This window comes from Gordonia hirsuta DSM 44140 = NBRC 16056 (genome assembly GCF_000333015.1).
In the GTDB taxonomy this organism is placed as follows: domain Bacteria; phylum Actinomycetota; class Actinomycetes; order Mycobacteriales; family Mycobacteriaceae; genus Gordonia; species Gordonia hirsuta.
Map to the genome: position 1 here is coordinate 36,683 of NZ_BANT01000028.1, position 21,536 is coordinate 58,218.

General features: G+C 68.8%; 21 protein-coding genes. 13 read left to right on the forward strand and 8 right to left on the reverse strand.

Features of this window, described 5'->3' with window-relative positions; all coding sequences use genetic code 11:
• Window positions 1-154 precede the first annotated feature (154 nt).
• Window positions 155-1,993 carry an adenylyl-sulfate kinase gene (gene cysC, locus GOHSU_RS10830; RefSeq protein ID WP_005941190.1) on the reverse strand — a complete coding sequence of 613 codons (1,839 nt, stop codon included), beginning with the start codon at window positions 1,991-1,993 and terminating at the stop codon, window positions 155-157.
• Window positions 1,993-2,919 (reverse strand): sulfate adenylyltransferase subunit CysD, encoded by a 927-nt coding sequence (gene cysD / locus GOHSU_RS10835; RefSeq protein WP_005941192.1) that lies wholly within the window; start codon window positions 2,917-2,919, stop codon window positions 1,993-1,995. Before cysD ends, cysC begins: the two co-directional genes overlap by 1 nt.
• A 175-nt stretch (window positions 2,920-3,094) precedes the next feature.
• Between cysD and GOHSU_RS10840 the strand changes: the two genes are divergently transcribed.
• From GOHSU_RS10840 to GOHSU_RS10865, 6 genes are all read left to right on the forward strand, one after another.
• Window positions 3,095-3,676, forward strand: coding sequence for a DUF2249 domain-containing protein (locus GOHSU_RS10840; protein ID WP_005941194.1), 582 nt, complete (start codon window positions 3,095-3,097; stop codon window positions 3,674-3,676).
• Between the two features lie 28 nt (window positions 3,677-3,704).
• A complete protein-coding gene (gene fdxA / locus GOHSU_RS10845) occupies window positions 3,705-4,031 on the forward strand; it encodes a ferredoxin (RefSeq protein WP_005941200.1) in 327 nt (108 codons plus the stop codon).
• 94 nt (window positions 4,032-4,125) lie between these two features.
• Window positions 4,126-5,028: an enoyl-CoA hydratase gene (locus GOHSU_RS10850; RefSeq protein WP_005941204.1), complete on the forward strand. Its 903-nt coding sequence runs from the start codon at window positions 4,126-4,128 to the stop codon at window positions 5,026-5,028.
• Window positions 5,028-6,194, forward strand: coding sequence for an acyl-CoA dehydrogenase family protein (locus tag GOHSU_RS10855; protein WP_005941207.1), 1,167 nt, complete (start codon window positions 5,028-5,030; stop codon window positions 6,192-6,194). The genes GOHSU_RS10850 and GOHSU_RS10855 overlap by 1 nt, the downstream gene beginning before the upstream one ends.
• 2 nt (window positions 6,195-6,196) lie before the next feature.
• Complete coding sequence (locus tag GOHSU_RS10860) at window positions 6,197-7,141, forward strand: acyl-CoA dehydrogenase family protein (RefSeq protein ID WP_005941210.1); 945 nt, start codon at window positions 6,197-6,199, stop codon at window positions 7,139-7,141.
• A gap of 14 nt (window positions 7,142-7,155) precedes the next feature.
• A complete protein-coding gene (locus GOHSU_RS10865; RefSeq protein WP_005941212.1) occupies window positions 7,156-8,238 on the forward strand; it encodes an acyl-CoA dehydrogenase family protein in 1,083 nt (360 codons plus the stop codon).
• 9 nt (window positions 8,239-8,247) lie between these two features.
• Here GOHSU_RS10865 and GOHSU_RS10870 read toward each other — a convergent pair whose 3' ends face one another.
• Complete coding sequence (locus GOHSU_RS10870) at window positions 8,248-9,390, reverse strand: TetR/AcrR family transcriptional regulator (RefSeq protein ID WP_162138713.1); 1,143 nt, start codon at window positions 9,388-9,390, stop codon at window positions 8,248-8,250.
• A 40-nt stretch (window positions 9,391-9,430) separates the two neighbouring features.
• A complete protein-coding gene (locus tag GOHSU_RS10875) occupies window positions 9,431-10,579 on the reverse strand; it encodes an acyl-CoA dehydrogenase family protein (protein ID WP_005941219.1) in 1,149 nt (382 codons plus the stop codon).
• A gap of 232 nt (window positions 10,580-10,811) precedes the next feature.
• Here GOHSU_RS10875 and GOHSU_RS10880 point away from each other — a divergent pair, with 232 nt between their 5' ends.
• Both GOHSU_RS10880 and GOHSU_RS10885 read left to right on the forward strand, forming a co-directional pair.
• On the forward strand, window positions 10,812-12,335 hold the full coding sequence (locus tag GOHSU_RS10880; RefSeq protein ID WP_005941221.1) for a long-chain-fatty-acid--CoA ligase: 1,524 nt from the start codon (window positions 10,812-10,814) through the stop codon (window positions 12,333-12,335).
• A gap of 28 nt (window positions 12,336-12,363) precedes the next feature.
• Entirely contained in the window at window positions 12,364-13,782 is a 1,419-nt protein-coding gene (locus tag GOHSU_RS10885; RefSeq protein ID WP_005941224.1) for a wax ester/triacylglycerol synthase domain-containing protein, read from the forward strand.
• Window positions 13,783-13,816: 34 nt separating this feature from the next.
• Here the strand turns inward: GOHSU_RS10885 and hsaB are convergent, their stop codons facing one another.
• The 3 genes from hsaB to hsaA are packed head-to-tail and all read right to left on the reverse strand — an operon-like array spanning window position 13,817 to window position 16,535.
• Window positions 13,817-14,392 (reverse strand): 3-hydroxy-9,10-secoandrosta-1,3,5(10)-triene-9,17-dione monooxygenase reductase subunit, encoded by a 576-nt coding sequence (gene hsaB, locus GOHSU_RS10890; protein WP_005941228.1) that lies wholly within the window; start codon window positions 14,390-14,392, stop codon window positions 13,817-13,819.
• 3 nt (window positions 14,393-14,395) lie between these two features.
• Complete coding sequence (gene hsaC / locus GOHSU_RS10895; protein WP_005941231.1) at window positions 14,396-15,346, reverse strand: iron-dependent extradiol dioxygenase HsaC; 951 nt, start codon at window positions 15,344-15,346, stop codon at window positions 14,396-14,398.
• 7 nt (window positions 15,347-15,353) lie between these two features.
• Entirely contained in the window at window positions 15,354-16,535 is a 1,182-nt protein-coding gene (hsaA, locus tag GOHSU_RS10900; RefSeq protein WP_005941234.1) for a 3-hydroxy-9,10-secoandrosta-1,3,5(10)-triene-9,17-dione monooxygenase oxygenase subunit, read from the reverse strand.
• Between the two features lie 124 nt (window positions 16,536-16,659).
• On the opposite strand from hsaA, the gene GOHSU_RS10905 reads away from it, so the two are divergent.
• The 5 genes from GOHSU_RS10905 to GOHSU_RS10925 all read left to right on the forward strand — a co-directional run bounded on the left by GOHSU_RS10905 (window position 16,660) and on the right by GOHSU_RS10925 (window position 21,360).
• Entirely contained in the window at window positions 16,660-17,841 is a 1,182-nt protein-coding gene (locus tag GOHSU_RS10905) for a 3-ketosteroid-9-alpha-monooxygenase, oxygenase component (protein WP_024332926.1), read from the forward strand.
• Entirely contained in the window at window positions 17,841-18,221 is a 381-nt protein-coding gene (locus tag GOHSU_RS10910) for a hypothetical protein (protein ID WP_005941240.1), read from the forward strand. The genes GOHSU_RS10905 and GOHSU_RS10910 overlap by 1 nt, the downstream gene beginning before the upstream one ends.
• A gap of 82 nt (window positions 18,222-18,303) precedes the next feature.
• Window positions 18,304-20,022: a 3-oxosteroid 1-dehydrogenase gene (gene kstD / locus GOHSU_RS10915; protein ID WP_005941243.1), complete on the forward strand. Its 1,719-nt coding sequence runs from the start codon at window positions 18,304-18,306 to the stop codon at window positions 20,020-20,022.
• Window positions 20,023-20,024: 2 nt separating this feature from the next.
• Window positions 20,025-20,888, forward strand: a complete 864-nt coding sequence (gene chsH3 / locus GOHSU_RS10920; RefSeq protein ID WP_005941246.1) for an enoyl-CoA hydratase ChsH3 — start codon at window positions 20,025-20,027, stop codon at window positions 20,886-20,888.
• A gap of 37 nt (window positions 20,889-20,925) precedes the next feature.
• A complete protein-coding gene (locus GOHSU_RS10925; protein WP_024332927.1) occupies window positions 20,926-21,360 on the forward strand; it encodes a DUF6918 family protein in 435 nt (144 codons plus the stop codon).
• Between the two features lie 2 nt (window positions 21,361-21,362).
• On the opposite strand, the gene GOHSU_RS17035 is transcribed toward GOHSU_RS10925, so the two are convergent.
• The gene (locus GOHSU_RS17035; RefSeq protein ID WP_005941253.1) at window positions 21,363-21,509 is read right to left on the reverse strand and encodes a hypothetical protein; all 147 of its coding nucleotides are present in this window, start codon (window positions 21,507-21,509) and stop codon (window positions 21,363-21,365) included.
• Between the last annotated feature and the right edge of the window lie 27 nt (window positions 21,510-21,536).

Below are 21,536 nucleotides of genomic sequence, written 5' to 3' on the forward strand. Positions count from 1 at the left end.
CCATACAGATTCGCGGCCGACGGAGAGAAGGGTGGCCGCGCCCCGCACGCCCGGCAGACCGGCACGCGTGACGGTGAAGGACGTCCCTGCGACGTCCGGCGCGGCCCCCTGACCTTCTCAGCCAACCACGACATCGAGAGCAGCTCCCTGCCGGCTACAACCCCAGATCGCGCAGAATCGCCGTCGCCGAATCGGCGGGGGTACCGTCCTCGGGCCGCACCACGATATCGGCGTTCTTCGGCGCCTCATAGGGGGAATCGATGCCGGTGAACTGAAGGATCTCGCCGGCCCGGGCCTTGGCGTACAGACCCTTCGGATCCCGGGCCTCGCACTCGGACAGCGGGGTGTCCAGGTACACCTCGTAGAAGGGCAGCCCCTTGGCCTCGTGGATCTCCCGCGCACGCCGGCGTTCGGAGGCGAACGGGCTGATCAGCGAGACCAGCACCACCGCACCGGAGTCGGCGAACAGCGCCGCCACCTCGGCGGTGCGCCGGATGTTCTCACGACGCTCCTCATCGCTGAAGCCCAGATCCGCGTTGAGGCCGTGCCGCAGATTGTCTCCGTCGAGTAGGTATGCCGGCCGGCCGCCGGCGACAAGCCGCCGCTCCAGTTCCATCGCCAGCGACGACTTTCCTGAACCGGACAAACCGGTCATCCAGATCGTCGCCCCGCGGTGGGAGCGCTGCTCGCGGGAGACCTTGGTGTCCTGCCACACCACATGGGTGTCGTGGGCGACCGGACCGGTGATCATCCCGGCGGCCACCGTGGCGTTGGTCGCCTCGTCGATCAGAATGAAGCTGCCGGTCTCGCGGTTGCGCCGGTACGAGTCGAACAGCAGCGGCTGCTGCGTCTGCAGCGTGAGCCGGCCGATCTCGTTGAGCGCCAGCTCCCCGGCCTCCTCGTCGCGGTGCAGGGTGTTCACGTCCAGCCGGTAGTTCAGCCCCGAGACCACCGCCCGGGTCTGCCGCGTCCCGCAGTTGACCAGGTACGACGAGCCCGGCTTCAGCACACTGCTCTCGGAGAACCAGCACACCATCGCGTCGATGTCGCGGTCGACGTGCGGGCGGTTGTTGGGTCGCACGATCATGTCGCCGCGAACGATGTCGATCTCGTCGTCGAGCTCCATCGACACGGCCATCGGTGCGAAGGCCTCATGGAGTTCGGCGCCGCCGGGTCCCCAGATCTTCTTGATCGTGGTGCCGAATCCACCGGGCAAGACCACTACGTTGTCGCCGACCCCGAACACACCGCCGCCGATGGTGCCGGCATAGGAGCGGTGGTCGAAGCCATCGCTGCGCTGCGGCCGGATCACATACTGCACACCGAAGCGCGCGTCGATCAGATTCCGGTCCGAGGCGATATAGACGTTCTCCAGATGCCCCAGCAGCGGCCGGCCGTCGTACCAGTCCATCGCCTCGCTGCGTTCGACGACGTTGTCGCCCTTGAGCGCCGACAGTGGGATAAAGGTCAGATCGCCGACATTGAGTTTGGCCGCAAAGGCGATGAACTCGTCCCGGATCTCCTCGAACCGCTCCTGCGAGTAGTCGACCAGATCCATCTTGTTGACGCAGATCGTCAGGTGGGGGATGCCCAGCAGCGAAGACAAGAAGGCATGTCGGCGCGTCTGCTCCAGGACACCCTTGCGCGCGTCGATCAGGATGATCGCCAGATCGGCGGTCGAGGCGCCGGTGACCATATTGCGCGTGTACTGCACATGCCCCGGGGAGTCGGCGATGATGAACTTGCGCTCCGGGGTGGAGAAGTACCGGTAGGCCACATCGATCGTGATGCCCTGTTCCCGTTCGGCGCGCAGCCCATCGGTGAGCAACGACAGATCGGCGAACTCGTCGCCGCGGTCGGCGCTGGTGCGCTCGATGGCTTCCAGCTGGTCGGCGAAGATCGACTTCGAGTCGTAGAGCAGCCGCCCGATCAGCGTCGACTTCCCGTCGTCGACGCTGCCGGCGGTGGCGATGCGCAACAGTTCCCCGGCCATCAGAAGTAGCCCTCCTTCTTCCGGTCTTCCATCCCCGCCTCGGAGATGCGGTCGTCGGCGCGGGTCGCACCGCGTTCGGTGATGCGGGTGGCCGACACCTCGGCGATCACCTTGGCCGGCGTATCGGCCTCACTCTCCACACAACCGGTGCACGTGGCATCGCCGACCGTCCGGAACCGGACGCGCTCGATGTGGCTGGACTCAGTGGGTCCGACCTGCAGGTACCGGGTCTTGGCCAACAGCATGCCGTCGCGCGGGACCACCTCGCGGTCGTGCGCATAGTAGATGGACGGCAATTCGATGCCCTCGGCTTGGATGTAGCGCCAGATGTCCAACTCTGTCCAGTTGCTCAACGGGAACACCCGGATGTGCTCGCCGCGCGAATGCCGGCCGTTGTAGAGGTTCCACAGCTCCGGCCGCTGATTGCGCGGATCCCAGGCACCGAACGAGTCCCGGAAGCTGAACACGCGCTCCTTGGCGCGAGCCTTCTCCTCATCGCGCCGGGCACCGCCGAAGACCGCGTCGAACCTGTTCTCAGCGATCCCGCGCAGCAGCGCCGCGGTCTGCAGCCGGTTCCGGGAAGCCCCGATACCGGTCTGCTCCACCACGCGTCCGGCGTCGATATCGTCCTGCACGCTCGACACCAGCAGCCGCACCCCGGTCTGGGCGACCACCCCGTCGCGGTAGTCGATCACCTCGTCGAAGTTGTGGCCGGTGTCGACATGCATCAGCGGGAACGGCATGGGCGCGGGCCAGAAGGCCTTCCGCGCCAGGTGGAACATCACCACCGAGTCTTTGCCGCCGGAGAACAGCATGCCGGGGCGCTCGAAGGTGGCGGCGACCTCGCGGAAGATGTGCACCGACTCGGCTTCCAGCTGTCCCAGGTCCGACAGTTCGTACCCCTGCTCGTATCCCTGCTTGTCCATCCCTCTCCCTACGGATTCGCCGACGGGCACGGCCGCATCGCTCTTCGAGTCAGCGTAGTCGCCGGGCCACCGTTGCCCCGCGACCACGCCACAGCGTAGTTTCGATGACTAGAGATACTTTTTTTTGAAAACCCGCGCTACCGCCGGTCTGCGCCGAACAAAGGAGAGAGCCACCATGCCCGACGTCACCATCGACGTACGCGAGATTCCGAAGCCGCAACGGCATCCGAAGATCTTCGGACTCTTCGACGGACTCGACGTCGGCGAGGCGCTGATCCTGGTGAACGATCACGACCCGATCCCCCTGCACCACCAGTTCGACGACCGCAACCCCGGCGGCTTCGAGTGGGAGTATCTGGTGCGCGAACCCGGTGACTATCAGATCCGGATCAGCAAACTGCTGGCCACACCCGCACCGCGCCGGATCGGGAACTCCGCCGACGCGGTGGCCGGCGGCGAGGCCGGGGTCGCCTGGAAGCTGGACCTGCCCACCCGCGATCTGGATTCGAACCTGATCACCCTGGCCCCCGGCGGCGGCATCGGCGAGCACACCGGCGCCGAGGTCGACGTACTGATCCACATCCTCGACGGCTCGGGCACCCTGGGCACCCAGGCCGGACCGATCGAGGTCACGGTGGGCGATCTGCTGTGGCTCCCCAAGGGGTCGCAGCGTTCCTTCACCGCCGGCGACGCCGGGCTGAGCTATCTGACCGTGCACACCCACCGCGAGCCGACACTGACCATCACTCCCCGCTGAGCCGTCACTCCCCGTTGAGGAGGTAACCGTGACCTATGTGATCGCAGAACCCTGCGTGGACGTGATGGACCGCGCCTGCGTCGAGGAATGCCCCGTCGATTGCATCTACGAGGGCGGACGCGCGCTGTACATCCATCCCGATGAGTGCGTGGACTGCGGGGCGTGCGAACCGGTCTGTCCGGTCGAGGCCATCTTCTACGAGGACGACCTGCCCGAGCAGTGGCTGCCCTATCTCACCGACAACGCCGACTTCTTCGACGAACTGGGATCGCCGGGCGGCGCGGCAAAGGTGGGCCCGACCGGCTACGACGCTCCGCTGGTCAAGTCGCTGCCGCCGATGGCCACAGGCGACTGAAGCCGGTCGTCAGCCTGCCTTCGGCGGTGGGGCGGCGTCGGCCGCTCACCGAGCGGCCTACCAACCAAGCACTTGCTAGGTTACAGTCGGCGGTATGAGTGATGCCGTCATCCCCCCACCCCTGGGCCCCGACGATCTGACCGCCGAGTCCAGTCCGGTCGCCTACGAGACCGGCGGGCCGGCCGGTGCCGTCGCCTATGTGACGCTCAACCGGCCCGAGTACCGGAACGCGCAGAACTCGGTGATGACATATTCGCTCGACGCCGCCTTCCGCAAAGCCACCGACGACCCGGCCGTCAAGGTGATCGTCCTGCGCGCCAACGGCAAACACTTCTCCGCCGGACACGACATCGGCACCCCCGAGCGCGACTTCGACACTTACTATCCCAACGTCGCCGCGCTGCACTGGGATCACACCCAGATCACCGGCGCCGACCAGCGTCTGGCCCGTGAGATCGAGGTGTACCTGGGCATGTGCCGGCGCTGGCGGGATATGCCCAAGCCGATGATCGCCCAGGTGCACGGCGCCTGTATCGCCGGCGGGCTGATGCTGGCCTGGGCCGCGGATTTCATCGTCGCCTCCGACGACGCCTTCTTCTCCGATCCGGTGGCCCGTATGGGCATACCCGGGGTGGAGTACTTCGCGCACGCCTACGTCCTCGGACCGCGCCGGGCCAAGGAGATCCTGATGACCGGCATGCGCTTCACCGCCGCCCAGGCCCAGGACTGGGGCATGGTGAACCACGTCGTCGAACGCGACGGTCTGGCCGGCAAGGTCGACCAGCTCTGCGCGGCGATGGTCGAGATGCCGATGCAGGGCCTGTTCCTGTCGAAGAAGGCCGTCAACATCTGCGAGGACCAGATGGGCCTGCGCAACGCGATGGACTCAGTCTTCGGCTGGCACCACTACGCCCACAGCGCCAACGCCGAGGGCGGCGGCGACTCCCTGGGCGGGATGGACGCCAAATCGATGAAGTCGGCGGGAGCACAGTCCTGATGGATCTGACGTTCGACGACGCCGCCCAGGCCTTCCGCACGCAGGTCCGCAGCTGGCTGGCCGAGCATGTCCCGACCGAGCCGCTGCCCTCGATGGACACCGCCGAGGGCTTCGAGGCGCACCGCGCCTGGGAGGCCGAGATGGCCGCCGACCGCATGTCGGTGGTCAGCTGGCCGGCCGAATACGGCGGCCGCGACGAGCCGCTGCTGCACTGGCTGATCTTCGAGGAGGAGTACTACCGGTCCGGTGCGCCCGGCCGCGTCTCCCAGAACGGCATCTTCCTGTTGGCGCCGACCCTCTTCGAGCATGCGAGCCCGGAGCAGCTCGCCCGGATCCTGCCGCGCATGGCGCGGGCCGACGACATCTGGGGGCAGGCGTGGAGCGAACCGGAGGCCGGCAGCGACCTGGCCTCTCTGCGCGCCACCGCCACCCGCACCGACGGCGGCTGGCTGCTCAACGGCCAGAAGACATGGAGTTCGCGGTCCAGCTTCGCCGATATGGCCTTCGGCCTGTTCCGCACCGACCCCGAACAGTCCCGCCACCGCGGGCTGACCTATTTCATGTTCGACCTGCGCGCCTCCGGCGTCACCGTGCGGCCGATCGCTCAGCTCGACGGCGAACCCGGCTTCGCCGAACTGTTCCTCGAAGACGTCTTCGTCCCCGACGATCCGGCCGATCCGGGCGCCTCCGGGGTGATCGGCGAGGTGGACAACGGCTGGAAGGTCGCGATGAGCACCGCCGCCAACGAACGCGGCCTCTCCCTGCGTGCACCCGGCCGGTTCCTGGCCACCACCGACCGGCTGGTGCGGCTGTGGCACCAGCGCCGCGACGAGGTCCCGGCCACCACCGCCGCCGGCCAGGGGGTGGCCGACGCCTGGATCGGGGCGCGCGCTTATGAGCTGTCGACCTACCAGACCGTCAGCCGGCTGGCCGCCGGCGGACAGCTGGGCATGGAGTCCTCGATCAACAAGGTCTTCTGGTCGCAGTGGGACATCGCCGCCCACGAGACCGCCCTGGATCTGCTCGGTGCCGACGCCGAACTGGAGACGGCGTGGTCCGGCGGCTACCTGTTCGCCCTGTCCGGCCCGATCTATGCCGGCACCAACGAGATTCAGCGCAACGTGATCGCCGAGCGACTCCTCGGCCTGCCCCGCGGAGACCGGTGACCATGGAATTCCTGCTCGATCAGACCCACGACGACCTCGCCGATACGGTCACCGCCCTCACCGAACGCGCCGGCGGCACTGCCGTGGCCCGGGCCTGGTCCGACGGCGACCGCGGACCGGCCCTGGCGGTCTACCGGCAGCTGGCGCAGGGCGGCATCACCGGGCTGCTAGTGCCCGAGGAGCTCGGCGGCAGCGGTGCCGGTCCGGTGGAGATGATGGTGGCCGTCGAAGCCCTCGGCCGGTCTGCGCTGCCGGGGCCGGTGGTGGAGACCTGTGCGGTGGTGCCGCACCTGCTGGCGGTGGCCGGCAACGGTGACGAGTTGGCACCGTTGCTGGCCGGCGACACTCTGGGCACGGTCGCCGCGCCGCCGCGACAGCCGCGCGCCGCCGACACCGAGGGCGCCGCGGTCTATCTGCTCGACGGCCGAACCCTGAGCCGGGGTGTGCCCTCCGACGTCCAGTCCACGGTGGACCCGGCCCGCACCGTCGCCGCCGTCACGGCCGGTCCGGCCCTGGTCGACGGGATCGACGTCGCCGCCGTCACCGACCTGGCCGCCCTGGCCACGGCCGCTTACACCCTCGGCCTGGGCTCGACGATGCTGTCGGTGGCCGCCGACTACGCCCGCGCCCGGAATCAGTTCGGCAAGCCGATCGGGTCGTTTCAGGCCGTCAAACACCACCTGGCCGATGTGGCGATCGCACTGGAGATGGCCCGCCCCCTGGTCTGGGGCGCTGCGCTGACATTGGACCGGTCCGACTGCTCGGCCGCCAAGGTCGCCACCGCCGACGCCGCCGACCTGGCGGCCCGGCGCGCCCTGCAGGTCCTGGGCGCCATCGGCTACACCGCCGAACACGATCTGGCCCTGTATCTGACCCGGGCGCGCGCTCTGCGCAGCGCCTGGGGGACGCCGGCGGTGCACCGCGCGGCGATCCTGGAGACACTGTGAACGCCCCGGGGCCAATGGGGTCGGTCACCAGCGAGGAGCTGCGGGCCCTCGGCGATGCGGTCCGCGACGTCTGCCGCCGCCGCGGCGGAACGGCCGGGACACGCACTGCGATGGCCGGTGCGGGCCGCCGGCACACCCCACTCTGGGAGGATCTGGCCGGCGGCATCGGCGTGGCCGGGCTGCTGGTGCCCGAGGCGTACGACGGTCTGGGCGCCTCCGTGCAGGAGAGCGCCGCCGTCCTGGAGGCGCTCGGCGAGGTCCTGGCACCGGTACCGGTGCTGTCCTCGGCGGTGCTGGCCACCGGCGCCCTGCTGGCCGCCGGCGACGAGGCCGCCGCGACCGAGTTGCTGCCGCGACTGGCTTCCGGTGAGCTCAGTGCGAGTCTGTGCTGGGCCGGACCACACGGGTGGGACCACCCCGGGGTGGTCGCCGAGGCCGGACTGCTCAGCGGCACCGCCGACTACGTCCTCGACGGCGAGACCGCCGAGGTCTTCCTGGTCCTGGCCGGTACCCCAGACGGTGCGGGCCCGATCACCCTGCACCACATCGCCGCCGACGCTCCCGGGGTCACCGTCACCGCACAGCCGGTGCTGGATCCGACCCGGCCGCTGGCCCGGGTGCACTTCGCTTCGGCGCCGGCACAGGCCGTGCCGGCTCCGGACGGACTCGTCGAGCACCTGCGCACCCTGGCCTGGGCGTTGCTCTCGGCCGAGCAGACCGGCGGGGCGGCACGCGCCCTGGAGATGACCGTCGAGCACACCCTCGCCCGCACCCAGTTCGGCCGGTCGCTCGCCAGTTTCCAGGCACTCAAGCATGCGATGGCAGACATGTACGTCCTGGTCGAGACTATGCGCTCGTGCTCGGCTGCGGCCGTAGCCGCCGTCGCCGCCGGCGATCGGCAGGCACCGGCCCTGGCCGCCGCGGCGCACGTCTACTGTTCGGAGAACTACCGGACGGTGACCGGTCAGGCGATTCAGTTGCACGGGGGCATCGGGATCACCGCCGAGCACGATATCGGGCTGTACTTCAAACGGGCCCAGGCCGATGCGCAGCTGTTCGGGCCGCCGCATCGGGCGGCCGCGCTGATCGAGCTGTAGCGCCGGCGGCTACCGTTCGGGCGCGGGCAGCCCCAGGATCGTATGCCCGCAACCTGCGACATAGGCCGCCCCCGCCGCGGTCCGCGCGAGCGCCGGCAGCTGGGCCAGCTCGTTGATCGCGGTGATCGCCGCCATCACCGTCACCCGGGCCTGGGCGGTGCGGTCCGACGGCGGCTCGCCGCCGTAGAGCCGGACCCATTCGGCGACGTAGTGCCGCTGCGCCGAACGCAGCAGCGTGGCATCCGGCTCGTCCAGGGAGCCGGTCTCGGCGACGATCGCCCGCATCAGCGCCGGATGGCCGACCGCGAAGGCGGCATAGGTCTGCGCTACCGCCGACAGCGCCGACCCGGTGTCGACGGCCCGCCGCATCACATCGTCGAGGGTGACCTGCAGGTACCCGTTTGCCCGATGCAGCAGGACCGCCAGAATCTCGGCTTTGCCGCTGAAGTGGTTGTAGATGCTCGACGGCGCCAGGTCGACGGCCGCGGCGATGTCGTCGATCCCGACACCGTCGTAGGTGTGCTCGGCGAACAGTGCCACCGCCGCCGACAGGATCTGCTCGCGGGTGCCGGTCCGCGACAGTCCCGGCGGGGCGGGCGTGTGTGCCGGCAGCCGCTCAGGCATCGTCGCGGCACGCCACGCCAGGGTGGTCAGGACCTCGGGCTCGGCCACCTCCGCGTGGTGGGTCGCCACACTCAAGAACACCGCCAGTACCGCCGTCGACCGCGCCCGCACCTCGCGTCGCGTGCTCTCCGTGGCGGCACCGGCGACGACGGCGTCCAGGCGTCCGAGGAGGTCCTCCCGGATCCGATCGGCGGTCGATGCCGGCAGATGCCGAGCCTCCCGGATCCACAGCCGGCCGGCATACCGGTGCTCGAGGACCCGGGCGGACAGACACGCCAGCCGGTCGGCCTCGTGTCCGCCGTCCAGTGCCGCACACAGCTGGTCGACGTAGGCGGCGAAGGCTTCCGTCAGCACCGCCTGTTTGTTGACGAAGTGGCGGTACAGCGCCGACGGCCGTACACCCACCTCGTCGGCGATCATCGCCATCGACACCGCCGAGTATCCGCGGTCGACGAACAGCCCGGTGGCCGCCGCCAGAATCAGCTCCCGCCGGTTGGCCGGACGCGTCCGCGGCAGGCTACCGGTCACGGCACTGACCATCCAGCTTCCACGGACCGCCCAACTTCCACTAGCCGCCCAGTTTCAGGGAGCGGCCGACGATCTCCTTCATGATCTCGCTGGTGCCGCCGTAGATACGGGAGATCCGCGCGTCGATGAACGCCCGGGCGATCGGGTACTCGAGCATGTAGCCGTAGCCGCCGTGCAGTTGCACGCACGCGTCGATCACGCGGCCCTGCAGTTCGGTGGCCCACAGCTTCGCCTTGGCGGCATCGACGGCGGTCAACCGGTCGGCGAGCAGTTCTTCGACGGCACGGTCGAGGAAGGTCTGCACGATGTCGACCTCGGTGACCAGTTCGGCCAGCCGGAACCGGGTCGCCTGGAAATCGCCGATCGGCTTCCCGAAGGCCTTGCGCTCACGCACATAGTCGATCGTCCAATCCAGGGCCGAGACCGCTGCCGCTAGTCCGGCGATGGCCACCGACAGCCGTTCCTGAGGGAGATTGGCGGTCAGCCCGAAGAAGCCGGCGCCCTCTTCCCCCAGGAGGTTCGCCGCCGGGACCACCACATCGGTAAAGCTCAGTTCCGCCGTGTCCTGGGCATGCAGGCCGACCTTGTCCAGGTTCCGTCCGCGTTCGAAGCCGGGCATATCGCGTTCGATCACCATCAGGCTCAGTCCTCGATGCGGATCCGGTCCGGTGCGGACCGCGGTGATGATCAGATCGGCGTTGATCCCGTTGGTGATGAAGGTCTTGGCGCCGTTCACCACGTACTCGTCACCGTTGCGCACCGCGGTGGTGGCGATGCCCGACAGATCCGAACCGGTGCCCGGTTCGGTCATGCCGATCGCCACCACCGTCTCGCCGGAGGCGACCCCGGGCAGCCAGCGCGCCTTCTGCTCGTCGTTGGTCAGGTCGAGCAGATACGGCATGCACACATCGGCCTGCAGGGTGATGCCCAGGACCGCCGGCGCCACCGCTTGCGCGGCCGCCTCTTCGGCGAGGATGGCGTTGAACCGGAAGTCGCGGATGCCCGCGCCGCCGAACTCCTCGGGTACCGCGGCGAACGCGCCCAGTTCGGCGGCTTCGACGAACAGCGAGCGCGGCACCACGCCGGCCTGCTCCCACTCGGGATAGTCGGGCACCACGCGCTGGGCCAGGAACTGCCGCACGGCGGCCCGGTAGTCGTCGTGTTCGGCTTCGAAGAGATTGCGCTTCATTCGGACTCTCAGATCAGTAATCGCCGCCGCGGGACCACACCCGCGGCCGACATCGTCGGGCTGGGATCGGGTACGGCGAAACGACGACGACAGCGCGGAGCAGCCCCTCACCGAAGACGGTTTCGCACGAACCTCTATTCACATTATGGCCCAGACAGCTGCGACCACGTGCGATAGTCGAGGAAATTACCGCCACACAAGCACTTACGCCTGTTCGCTTACGGAGGACAAGATGCAGATCACCCAGTCCCTGCGGCAAACCGCCCAGCTCACTCCCGACCACATCGTCACCATCTACGGGGACCGGCGCCGGACCGCTGCGCAGACCCTGGACCGGGTGTCCCGGCTCGCCGGTGCCTTCGTGGCGCTCGGTGCACAGACCGGCGACCGGATCGGCATCCTCTCGCTCAACAGCGATCGCTACCACGAGTTCCTGCTGGCGGCCCCATGGGCGGGCTGCGCGGTGAACCCGGTCAACATCCGCTGGAGCCCGGCGGAGATCGCCTATTCACTGGCCGACTGCGGCACCGACATCCTGCTGGTCGACGAGACCTTCGCCCCGATGATCAACACCCTCAAGGAGCTGGCGCCGAACCTGGCGACGGTGATCTTCACCGGCGACGGTGAAGCACCGGAGGGCATGCTCGACTACGAGGCGCTGATCGCCGGGTCCGACCCGATCGCCGACGCCGAGCGCGGCGGCGACGATCTCTACGGCATCTTCTACACCGGCGGCACCACCGGCGATCCGAAGGGCGTCATGCTCAGCCACCGCGCGTGCCTCACCTCGGCGATGGGCGCGCTGGTCACCACCGACATCCTGACCCGCGGCGCCACCCTGCTGCACGCCGCCCCGATGTTCCACCTGGCAGATCTGGCCGCCTGGCACGTGGGGTGCCTGACCCGCTCCACCCACGTGATCGTCCCGATGTTCACCCCGTCCGGGGTGATCGAGGCCATCGAGAGGCACCGGGTCGTCGGCGCTCTGCTGGTGCCGACCATGATCCAGATGCTGGTCGACTCCCCCGAAGCCGCCGACGCCGATCTATCGAGTCTGATCCACATCATCTACGGCGCCTCGCCGATCGCCGAATCACTCCTGGAGCGGACCTTCGCCCTGCTGCCCGAGGTACGCCTGACCCAGGCCTACGGCATGACCGAACTGGCACCGATCGCCACCCTGCTCACCGCCGACGATCACCTGGACCCGGCGCTGCGCCGCTCCTGCGGTCGTCCGGCAGTGCATTCGGATCTGCGCATCGTCGGCGCCGACGGACAGGAACTCGGCCGCGGTGAGGTCGGCGAGATCATCGTCCGCGGCGACCATCTGATGTCCGGGTACTGGAACAAGCCCGACGCCACCGCCGACGCCGTGCGCGACGGCTGGATGCACACCGGCGATGCCGGCCACATGGATGCGAACGGCTACGTCTTCCTGGCCGATCGACTCAAGGACATGATCATCACCGGCGGGGAGAACGTGTACTCGGTCGAGGTGGAGAACGCGATCGCCAAACACCCCGGGGTGGCCCAGACCGCGGTGATCGGGGTGCCCGATGCGCAGTGGGGCGAGCGGGTGCACGCCGTCGTGGTGCGCGCCCCCGGCGCGCAGGTCACCGAGGACGAGCTCCGTGAGTTCTGTCGCGAGCACATCGCCAACTACAAGCTGCCCCGATCGGTGGCCTTCATCGAGGAGCTGCCGGTCTCGGGAGCCGGCAAGATCCTAAAACGCAATCTGCGCGATATGACCTGGTAGCCGCCGCCCATCACCGAGAATCGAGCATATGGCTGAGCAGGACACCGACAGCCCGTGGTTCGGACGCCGCGATGCGCGCATGGGACCCTTCGATGCCGTCATGTACGGCATCGAAGGCGATCCGCTGCTGCGCACCGGGATCATCGCCGTGATCGATCTGGACCGATCGCCCGATCAGGACCAGGTGGCCTCGCGCACCGAGCGGCTGACCCGGATCTTCCCGCGACTGCGTCAGCGCGCCATCGGCGGCGGCTTCTCCCCCGCTCCGCCTCGCTGGGAGACCGACCCGCATTTCGACCTGGACTACCACATCCGGTGGCGCCGCCTGCCCGACGGCACCGGCGGGGACGCCCGGTCGGGGGTGCTCGCCTACGCCTCCCGAATGGGTGAGCAGGACTTCGATCACTCCCGACCCCTGTGGGAACTGGCGGTGCTCACCGATCTCCCCGATGGCGCGGCGGCGATGATCTTCAAGATCCACCACTCGGTCGCCGACGGCATGGGCGGAATCGCGATGAGCGCCGCCCTGTTCGATCTGACGCCCGAACCGGCCGAGCTGGGGCCGATGCCCGCGGTCGCCGCCGCCGATCCGGCGGGCGTATTGGGCCGGATGCGGCAGACCACCGCCTTCACCGTCGACGCGGTGCGCGAGACCGTGGTGGGTGCGGCCCGCGCGTACGGGCGCGGGGCCTGGAGCCTGCTCACCCGGCCGGTGCAGTCGGCCCGCACCGGCGGGCGCACGGCGATGGCGGCCGCGACGAGCCTGTCGCCGCAGGGCGAGCCGAAATCGGAGTTGATGCGCGAGCGCTCGCTGTCGTCCCGCTTCACCGCGATCGCCGTTCCCCTCGACCCGCTCAGACAGACCGCCCGCGATGCGGACGTGACCCTCAACATCGTCTTCATCGCCGCCGTGGCGGCGGCCGTGGGCAGGTACCACCGGGACCACGGCGAGGAGTTGCCGGCCTTCCGGGTCAATATGCCGGTGAACCAGCGCAAGCCGGGCGATGAGGCCACCGGCAACCACTGGATGCCGGCGCGGTTCCTGGTGCCGTGCGGCGATCTCGATCCGGCCGCCCGGCTGCACCAACTGCACGGCATCGTCGACGAGGCGCGCCAGGATCCGACGCTGGGGCTCTCCGATGTGCTGTACAAGGCGATGGCCGCCCTGCCCGATCCGGTGACCGAACGGCTGGCCGGCAGCCTGATGAAGGGGGTCGACGTCGCCGCCACCAATGTGCCCGGTCCCCCCATTCCGGTGTACCTGTGCGGGGCGGCGGTCACCGGTATGACCGCCTTCGCCCCCAAGGCCGGGGCCGCGGCGAACATCGGGCTGCTCACCTACAACGCGATCGCCCACATCGGCGTCAACGCCGACGTCGTCGCCATCCCCGACGTCGACGAGTTCACCGCCTACCTGACGCAGGCCTTCGCCGATTACGGCGGCTGAGGCGGGCCGGAGCAGCGCGCACGGGCGAGCGGCCTCACAGCCACTCGTCGCCGCCGTTCCAGGTGAGGAAGTCGCTCAGCGCCTCCTGCGCGGGCGTGACCCGCGGGTGTTCGGTCGACAGGTATCCGCCGCGGTAGAACAGCAGCGGCTTGTCCTGAAGCACCTCACCGAGGGTCTGCGCGCGGCCGACGACGATGTGATGATCGCCGCCGTCGAAGATGTTCTCCACCGTGCACTCCACCCAGGTCAGGCAGTGCCGGATCACCGGCAGCCCGAGCGGGGACGCATCCCAGTCGACCCCGGCGAACTTGTCCTGGCCGGGGGCGCCGAACTTCGCGCTGACCGACTGCTGCCGGTTGGCCAGCACGTTGACGCAGAACGCGCCGCGCTCGGCGATCACCGGCCAGGTCCGCGAGGACTTCATCGGACAGAACAGCACCAGCGGCGGGTCCAGGGACAACGCCGTGAAGCTCTGGCACGCGAACCCCACCGGCGCCTCGTCCCCGTCGAGGGTGGTGATGATGGTGACGCCGGTGCAGAACTGACCCATCGCGGTGCGGAACTGCCGCGAATCGAAGTCGGCGGACCCGTACGGCGACAGCGGCGCCATCGGTCAGCCCTGCATTCCGATGGTGAAGTCGTGTCCCCACAGGCTGACCGCGGTCGACTCCCGGGCGATCCACTCGTCGTCGTCCACCTGCCGTCCCTCACAGCCGAATTCGACGTCGAAGCCACCGGGGGTCTTCATGTAGAAACTCAGCATCAGATCGTTCACGTGCCGGCCCAGGGTCGCCGACATCGGCACCTTCCGGCGCAACGCGCGATCGTGGCACAGACCCACATCGTCGGAGTTCTCCACCTCGACCATCAGGTGCACGATGCCGGTGCTGTTCGGGATCGGCAGAAAGGCCAACGAGTGGTGCCGCGGATTGCAGCCGAAGAAACGCAGCCAGGCCGGCTCCTCCCCCTCGGCGCGACCGACGAACTGGGGTGGCAGCCGCATCGAGTCACGCAGCCGGAAACCCAGTACATCCCGGTAGAAGACCAGCGAGGCGGCGTCGTCGGTGGTGGTCAGCACCACATGCCCGAGTCCCTGTTCGCCGGTGACGAAGCTGTGTCCGTACGGGCTCACCACCCGGCGGTGCTGCAGGGCGACGCCGTGGAAAGCCTCGAGCACGTTGCCGTCGGGATCGGCGAAGACGATCAGGCCGTCGACGGCGCGATCGGCCTTCTCCTCCGGGGTGCCCTCCCGGAACTCCACCCCGGCCGCGGTGAGCCGGTCCCGGACCTCCTGCAGCCCCTGCGCGTTGGCGCACTCCCAGCCGGAGGCGGCCAGATGGTCGCGGTCGGACGGGACGATCACCAGGCGTGCCGGGAAGTCGTCCATCCGCAGGTACAGGGCGCCGGGCACCAGGCCCTTGCCCTCGACCATCCCCAGCACCTTCAATCCGTACTCGCGCCAGGCGTCAATATCGGTGGCGTCGATCCGCATGTAACCCAGCGAGCGGATCGGCGAAAGCTCGTCCGGGTGAGCCGAACGGCGAGAGATCGTGTTCTGTGTCATCGCGCGATCACACCATCGTGTCGCCGATAGGCAGCCCGAACTCACCGTTGCCGAAGGCGACGTAGGCCCGCTCGGGATCGTTGGCGGCGTGGACGCGGCCGGCGTGCGCATCACGCCAGAAGCGCTGGATGGGCGTGCCGTTCTCCAGTGCGTGGGCACCGGAGTTCTCGAAGAGCAGGTCGATCGCGTCGATCGCCCGGCCGGTGGCCCGCACCTGGTCGCGGCGGGCGGCCAGACGCAGATCCATCGGCACCTCCTCGCCGGCGACGATCAGGTCGTATTCGGCCTGCAGATTACCGGCCAGCTGGCGCCAGGCGGCGTCGATATCGCTGGCGGCCTCGGCGATGCGGACCTTGGCGAAGGGATCCTCCTTGGCCTTCTCGCCGGCGTACGCCGCGCGCACGCGCTTGCCCTGATGCTCCACGTGCGCCTGGTAGGCGCCGTAGGCCATACCGATGATCGGCGCAGAGATGGTACTGGGGTGGATGGTGCCCCACGGCATCTTGTAGACCGGGGCGGTGTTGCGCTCCAGACCCGGCGCCTCCCCGGTGCTCATGGTGCGGAAGCTCAGCATCCGGTGCCGCGGCACGAAGACGTCCTTGACGTCGATGGTGTTGGAGCCGGTACCCCGCAGGCCGACCACATTCCAGACGTCGCGGATGGTGTAGTCCTCGCGCGGGATCAGGAAGCTGACGAAGTCGACCGGTTTGCCGCCCTTGAAGACCGGACCGCCCACCACCACCCAGTCGGCGATATCGCAGCCGGACGACCAGGCCCACGAGCCGTTGACCTTGTAGCCGCCGTCGACCACCTCACCGGCGCCCATCGGTGCATACGACGAGGAGATCCGCACACTCGGATCCTCGCCCCAGACGTCTTCCTGTGCCTGCTGCTCGAACAGGGCCAGGTGCCAGTTGTGGATGCCGACGATGCCGGCCACCCAGCCGGTCGACCCGCAGGCCGTGGCGATGCGTCGCACCGCCTCGTAGAAGGTCACCGGATCCACCTGGTAACCGCCCCACTGTTCGGGCTGCATCAGCTTGAAGAAGCCGGTGCCCTCCAGCAGGGCGACCACATCGTCGGGAATCCGTCGCGCATCCTCGGTCTCCTGCGCGCGCTGTGCCAGCTCGGGCAGCACCGCATTGATCCGATCGAGCACCTGCTGTGCGGCTTCACTTCGCTGGGCCATGGCCCCTCCGTTCTCGTGGCGTACTTGGGTCGCTGAGTCAATATTAGAACACGTTCTCATTCTGATGTGGAACGTGTTCTACTATTGGCATATCAACGCTGTTCACAAGGAGGGCGGCCTCACCATGACGACGACCGACACCGGAATCCGGGAAATCGACACCGGCACCCCGCCGACCCGCTTCGCCCGCGGCTGGCACTGCATCGGCCTGGTGGACGAGTACACCGACGGAAAACCCCACTCGCTGGAGATCTTCGGCACCAAGCTGGTGGTGTGGGCCGATACCGCCGGCGAGGTGAAGGCGCTGGACGCCTACTGCCGGCACATGGGCGCCGACCTGTCCAAAGGGCAGGTCCGCGGCGACAATGTGGCCTGCCCGTTCCACGGCTGGCAGTGGAACGGCAAGGGCCGCTGCGCCCAGGTCCCCTACGCCAAGCGCAATCCGAAGCTGGCCAAGACCCGCACCTGGCCGACCATGCAGCGCAACGGCCAGGTCTTCGTCTACAACGACCCCGAGGGCAATCCGCCGCCCGAGGACTGCATCATCCCCGAGGTCGCCGAGTACGGCGACCAGGGATGGACCGACTGGAAGTGGAACACCCTGGTGATCGAGGGCTCCAACTGCCGCGAGATCATCGACAACGTCGTGGACATGGCGCACTTCTTCTACGTGCACTACGCCCTGCCCGACTACTTCAAGAACGTCTTCGAGGGCCAGACCGCGGCGCAGTACATGAACAGCCACGGGCGCCCGGATGTGGGCATCTCCGCGGCCTACGGCGACACCCGGCTGGAGTCGATCGCCGCCTATTACGGGCCGTCGTACATGCTCAACCCGATGGTGCAGTACTACGGCGAGTACGCGGTGGAGACCATCTTGACCAACTGCCACTACCCGATCGATGCGAACTCTTTCGTGCTGATGTTCGGAGTGATGGCCAAGATCCCCGAGGGCCTGTCCCCCGAGCAGGCCGACAAGATGGCCGACAAGATCACCGCCGGCATCGAGGTCGGCTTCTTGCAGGACGTCGAGATCTGGAAGCACAAGACCCGCATCGACAACCCCCTGCTGGTCGAGGAGGACGGACCGGTCTATCAGCTGCGCCGCTGGTACGAACAGTTCTACGTCGACATCGACGATGTCACCGACGAGATGACCGACCGCTTCGAATACGAGATCGACACCTCCAAGGCCCTGGAGAACTGGAACATCGAGATCCAGGAGAACCTGAGCCGGCAGGCCGAGGAGCGCGCCGCCCAGCAGGCCGCCGAGGCCGCGACGGCCACCGAGAACTCGTCGCTCTGATGACCGGCGGCGGAACCGACGGGGCGGGCGGCTGGGCCAAGGCTCCGGATTACACCGGCGATCCCGCGCGCCTGGCCGCCATCGCCACGGCCACCGCGCGCGATCGGCGGCACTACCTGCGCGGCGGGATGACCGAGCTGGAATGCCGCACCTGTCACGCCTGCGTGCTGGTGAAGAAGACCAGCCCGCATCACACCAGCGTGCAGTGGAACGACGAGGCGCTCGCGCGCTGCCAGGAGATCGCCGAGATCCGCGCCGAGGGCGGCAACCCGGCCATGCTGCCGACCTGTCCGCGCCTGTCGGCATCAATCGACCACGGGGTCGCCGAGGGGATCGTCCCGCGCGAATCCCCCGAGACCGACCCCGACGGTTACTGGTAACGCCCGTCCTGGTTTATCCTCCATACTGAAACGTGTTCTAGTTCTTCGCGGCGGCCATGTCCGACCGCAGAGGGGAATCCCTATGCCGCAAGAGACCGTCGACGTCGTCGTGGTGGGGGCCGGCGGGGCCGGCCTGTCGGCCGCCCTGACCGCCGCCAGCCAGGGGCTGCGCACCGTGCTGATCGAGAAGTCGCCGTACTGGGGCGGCAGCACCTCGCGGTCCGGTGGCGGCGTGTGGATTCCCAACAACTCGGTGCTGCGCCGCGACGGGGTCACCGACACCCCGCAGGAGGCCCGCACCTACGCCCACGCGATCATCGGCGAACACGCACCGGCCGACAAGATCGATGCCTATCTGGATCGCGGCCCCGAGGCGCTGGACTATCTGATGGCCCATGCCCCGCTGGATCTGGAATGGGTCCGCGGCTACTCCGACTACTACCCGGAGGCCCCCGGCGGGCGGGCCGGCGGCCGGTCGATCGAACCGCGCCCGTTCGATGCCCGACGCCTCGGCGACGACCTGAACACCCTGCATCCGCAGTACACCAAGGCCCCGCTGAACATGGTGGTGCTGCAAAGCGACTACAAGTGGATGAACGTCGGCTTCCGGCACTGGCGCGGGGTGGCCAAGATGGCCAAGGTCGCCGGCCGGTTCACCTGGTCGCGCTCGCGGAACAAGAAGATGATCGCCATGGGCGCGGCCCTGGCCGCCGAACTGCTGCTGGGCTGCCGGGCCGCCGGAGTGGACCTGCGGCTGAACACCCCGCTGACCGGGCTGCTGACCGACGGCGACACCGTGACCGGGGTGCGGCTCGAGCACGACGGCCAGGAGGTGGACCTGCGGGCCCGCTACGGGGTGATCCTGGCCAGCGGCGGTTTCGAGAACAACGCCGATATGCGGGCGCGGTACCAGCGCGCACCGATCGGCACCGACTGGACCACCGGGGCACCGTCGAACACCGGCGACGGCATCCTGGCGGCCGCGCGGATCGGCGCGGACCTGTCCCTGATGGACGATGCGTGGTGGGGCCCGACGATCCCGCTACCCAAGGGCCCCTGGTTCGCCCTGTCCGAGCGCAGCGTGCCGGGCACCTTCATGGTCAACCAGCACGGGGAACGCTTCATGAACGAGTCGCTGCCCTACGTCGAGGCCGTTCACCAGATGTACGGTGGCGAATTCGGCCAGGGCGAAGGCCCCGGCGCCAATGTGCCGGCCTGGATGATCATGGACCAGCGATGCCGCAACCGGTATCTGTTCGCCGGGATACCCGCACGCCAGCCGCTGCCCAAGAGCTGGCTGGAGTCGGGGGTGGTGGTCAAAGCCGTGAGCATCGCCGAACTCGCCGAGAAGATCGGCGTCGACCCGGCCGCACTGAGCGCCACCACCGCACGGTTCAACGGCTTCGCCCGCAGCGGCACCGACGAAGACTTCCGCCGCGGCGCCAGTGCCTACGACAACTACTACGGCGATCCCACCAACAAGCCCAACCCGAATCTGGGCGCGGTGGACAAGGCGCCGTTCTACGCCGTCAAGATGGTGCCCGGCGACCTGGGCACCAAGGGCGGTGTGGACACCGACGCGACCGGCCGGGTGCTGCGCGCCGACGGCAGTGTGATCGACGGCCTCTACGCCGCCGGCAACACCAGTGCGCCGGTGATGGGCCACACCTACGCCGGCCCGGGTGCCACCATCGGCCCGGCCATGGTCTTCGGCTACCTGGCCGCACTCGACGTACTCGAACGCTCCCGCTCAGACGCCACCGACGATCCCGCTACCGACGCCACCGCAGGAGTGCAGTAATCATGCCCATCGATCCGGCCATCGCCGTCGGCGCCGACCTGGGCGCCACCACCTTCTCCTGGACGCCGCGCGAAGTAGCCCTCTACAACCTCGCCGTCGGCGCCGCCGCTGACCCGATGGACCCGGCCGGGCTGGAGTACGTGTGCGACGCCGACCCGAAGGTCCTGCCGACCTTCGCCACGGTGGCCGCCACCTTCCTGGCCACGCAGCCGCCCACCGTCCGCTTCCCCGGCGTCGACATCGATCTGGCCAAGGTGGTGCACGGCAGCCAGGAGGTGCAGGTGCACCGGCCGCTGCCGCCGTCGGGCACCGCCACCACCTCCACCCGGATCGCCGAGGTCCAGGACAAGGGTTCGGCCGCGGTGATCGTGCAGGAGTCGCAGACCGTCGACGAGACCGGCAGCCCGCTGTGGACCGCGCGCAGTTCCATCTTCGCCAAAGGCGAGGGCGGCTTCGGCGGCGAGCGCGGCAGCTCCACCCGCCTCACCCTGCCCGAGCGGGAACCGGACTACGATCTGGTCGCCCCAACACTGCCGCAGCAGGCCCTGCTGTACCGGCTGTGCGGTGATCGCAATCCGCTGCACAGCGATCCGCAGTTCGCCGCGGCGGCCGGCTTTCCGCGACCGATCCTGCATGGGCTGTGCACCTACGGGACGGTGTGCCGGGCACTGGCCGATGCGGTCTTCGGCGGGGACACCGCCCGTGTCGGCGGCTTCGGCGCCAACTTTGCCGGCGTCGTCTTCCCCGGTGAGACGCTGCGGATCCGGGCCTGGGAGGATGGGAAACGATTGCTGGCGTCGGTCGCCGTGGTCGAGCGCGACGACGCGCCCGCCCTGGCGAACGTCGTGCTGTCACCCTCACCCTGACCCACCGGTCGGCCGTTCCGCCCTAAGGAGACCTTCGATGACCTCGTCCCTGGCCCCCCTGCTCGCTCAGCGCGAGGCACTCGCCCAAGATCTGGCGCAGGTCGTCGACGACGAGGTGAAGGGCCAGACCGGGATGTCGGGGGCGGCGGTGAAGGCCGCCTATGCCACGGTGCGCAAATTCAAGCCGGGCATCGTGGCCACGGCCACCTGGCACATGCTGCCGGGCTTCCTCGACGCACTCGCCCCGTTCTGGGACGAGCGCGGATCCAGCCCGTTCGGGGAGTACCTGACCGCGCACTCGGAGGCGGCCAGCGAAGCCCTGCTGGCGGTGACCGACCAGCAGGCGCAGAGCGCCGCGGCGCCGCTGGCGAAGGCCTATACGAGCCTGCGCGGTAAGGGCAAGGGGTACGTCGCCGCGGCGCTGGGACCGGTCGGCGAGGCAATCGCCGGCCACGCCGACGACGCGGCTTAGACTCAGGCGGCGCCGGTGAGCAGCACCAGGATCAGCGCCAGCACACCGACCAGGACGGTGAGCAGCGCTAAGACCCGCCACAGGTGCAGGCGGCCGGGCGACAGGTCAGTGGCGGAGACACGGGACGGGGCGACGTGATGAGAAGCCATGACGGTTCACTTTCGGTTGGAAGCGGT

Coding starts and splice junctions, on each gene's coding strand:
- cysC (WP_005941190.1), bottom strand. CDS start 1,993: ATGGCCGGGGAACTGTTGCGCATCGCCACCGCCGGCAGCGTCGACGAC.
- cysD (WP_005941192.1), bottom strand. CDS start 2,919: ATGGACAAGCAGGGATACGAGCAGGGGTACGAACTGTCGGACCTGGGA.
- GOHSU_RS10840 (WP_005941194.1), top strand. CDS start 3,095: ATGCCCGACGTCACCATCGACGTACGCGAGATTCCGAAGCCGCAACGG.
- GOHSU_RS10850 (WP_005941204.1), top strand. CDS start 4,126: ATGAGTGATGCCGTCATCCCCCCACCCCTGGGCCCCGACGATCTGACC.
- GOHSU_RS10855 (WP_005941207.1), top strand. CDS start 5,028: ATGGATCTGACGTTCGACGACGCCGCCCAGGCCTTCCGCACGCAGGTC.
- GOHSU_RS10860 (WP_005941210.1), top strand. CDS start 6,197: ATGGAATTCCTGCTCGATCAGACCCACGACGACCTCGCCGATACGGTC.
- GOHSU_RS10865 (WP_005941212.1), top strand. CDS start 7,156: ATGGGGTCGGTCACCAGCGAGGAGCTGCGGGCCCTCGGCGATGCGGTC.
- GOHSU_RS10875 (WP_005941219.1), bottom strand. CDS start 10,579: ATGAAGCGCAATCTCTTCGAAGCCGAACACGACGACTACCGGGCCGCC.
- GOHSU_RS10880 (WP_005941221.1), top strand. CDS start 10,812: ATGCAGATCACCCAGTCCCTGCGGCAAACCGCCCAGCTCACTCCCGAC.
- GOHSU_RS10885 (WP_005941224.1), top strand. CDS start 12,364: ATGGCTGAGCAGGACACCGACAGCCCGTGGTTCGGACGCCGCGATGCG.
- hsaB (WP_005941228.1), bottom strand. CDS start 14,392: ATGGCGCCGCTGTCGCCGTACGGGTCCGCCGACTTCGATTCGCGGCAG.
- hsaC (WP_005941231.1), bottom strand. CDS start 15,346: ATGACACAGAACACGATCTCTCGCCGTTCGGCTCACCCGGACGAGCTT.
- hsaA (WP_005941234.1), bottom strand. CDS start 16,535: ATGGCCCAGCGAAGTGAAGCCGCACAGCAGGTGCTCGATCGGATCAAT.
- GOHSU_RS10905 (WP_024332926.1), top strand. CDS start 16,660: ATGACGACGACCGACACCGGAATCCGGGAAATCGACACCGGCACCCCG.
- GOHSU_RS10910 (WP_005941240.1), top strand. CDS start 17,841: ATGACCGGCGGCGGAACCGACGGGGCGGGCGGCTGGGCCAAGGCTCCG.
- kstD (WP_005941243.1), top strand. CDS start 18,304: ATGCCGCAAGAGACCGTCGACGTCGTCGTGGTGGGGGCCGGCGGGGCC.
- chsH3 (WP_005941246.1), top strand. CDS start 20,025: ATGCCCATCGATCCGGCCATCGCCGTCGGCGCCGACCTGGGCGCCACC.
- GOHSU_RS10925 (WP_024332927.1), top strand. CDS start 20,926: ATGACCTCGTCCCTGGCCCCCCTGCTCGCTCAGCGCGAGGCACTCGCC.
- GOHSU_RS17035 (WP_005941253.1), bottom strand. CDS start 21,509: ATGGCTTCTCATCACGTCGCCCCGTCCCGTGTCTCCGCCACTGACCTG.